This window comes from Enterobacter cloacae complex sp. SYL001 (genome assembly GCF_049237025.1).
GTDB classification, from domain to species: Bacteria; Pseudomonadota; Gammaproteobacteria; order Enterobacterales; family Enterobacteriaceae; genus Enterobacter; species Enterobacter intestinihominis.
Genome location: NZ_JBMKJI010000062.1, coordinates 1 through 1,246, shown reverse-complemented (window position 1 = coordinate 1,246; position 1,246 = coordinate 1). Strand labels below are relative to the sequence as shown.

Here is a 1,246-nt window from a genome sequence, read left to right as displayed (position 1 = left end):
GGGGTTCTAGGGATTTTCCGTCCAAAAACGACAAAGTGCTCTGGAGGCCGCGCCGTCCGTGGCCTCCAGAGGGGTATTACTTTTCGCTGACGGGTAAATATCCCTCGATTGAGCGCATAAGCTCCTCCAGATCTGGCAATTTTTCGCTCAATTCGAAGTGGTAAGTCCCCTTGAGGTTAATGTTGTGCCAGGCCACAGGGGATGCCTGTTTGACGATATCTATTCTCTTGGTATCTCCTTGGTATTCGAAGCTGGTCAACAGCTGGCTGAGTATCCTGGAGTTGAAGTAAACGATGGCATTGGTGACCAGGCGAGCGCACTCATTCCATAGCTGGATTTCTTCGTCTGAACTGCCCCGGAACTGATCCCCATTGACGCTGCTCACGGCCCGACGCAGTTGGTGATAGGCCTCTCCCCGGTTCAGCGCGCGCTGAACATAGTTTCTTAAACTGGCATCATCGATGTAGCACAGTAGATAATTCGCTTTCACCAGGCGATTGTATTCCGTCAGGGCTTCCAGCAGCGGGTGATTGCGCTTGTACTCCGAGAGCTTTCTCACCAAGGTGGCTTGCGTTGTTTTCCGCTGCTTAAGTGATACTGCAATCCGTTGGATGGTATCCCAGTGCTGCGCAATACGATGGGTATTGATTGGCTTTTTTAAGCACAGCTGAATTCGGTGTTCTTTGTCTTCCTTGACATCAAACATGTCATTGATCACTTTGCCAACCTGGGCATAGCGTGGGGCAAACTGGTATCCGAACAGATCCAGTAACGCGAAGTTCACATGGTTCACCCCATGGGTATCGGTTGAGAGCACATCCGGAATGATGTCTGACGTATTGCTCATCAACAAATCAAAGATGTAGTGCGATTCATGTTCGTTGGCGCCGATCACTCTGGCGTTGATCGCAGCGTGATTGGCGATCAAGGTCATGGCAGAAACACCTTTTTGAGTGCCAAAGTACTTCGACGAATAACGGGTTTTGAAGGTCTCGCGCCGGGCTTCGAACTTTTGACCATCGGCACTGGCGTGGATCACATCTTCCTGGATGTTGTAGTACCGGAAGATGGGTAGCTTGGCTGTCGCGTTATTGATGTTGTCGTTAGCAGCATTCAATGTTTCCAGGCGAAGATAGTTCGCCTGGATAGTGCTGAGCTGATCATAGGTACGATCAGAGATCTGTGCCATGCCGTAAATGCCTTGATTGGTTGCATTGCCGACCAGAATTGCCAACAGGTCATATTC

The 1,246-nt window shown here is 50.2% G+C and carries 1 protein-coding gene; it reads right to left on the bottom strand.

Features of this window, described 5'->3' with window-relative positions; translation table 11 throughout:
• Positions 1–76: 76 nt before the first annotated feature.
• Positions 77–1,246 (bottom strand): Tn3 family transposase (locus ACOTZP_RS23820; protein ID WP_044704900.1); only part of this gene is annotated, 1,170 nt, incomplete at its 5' end.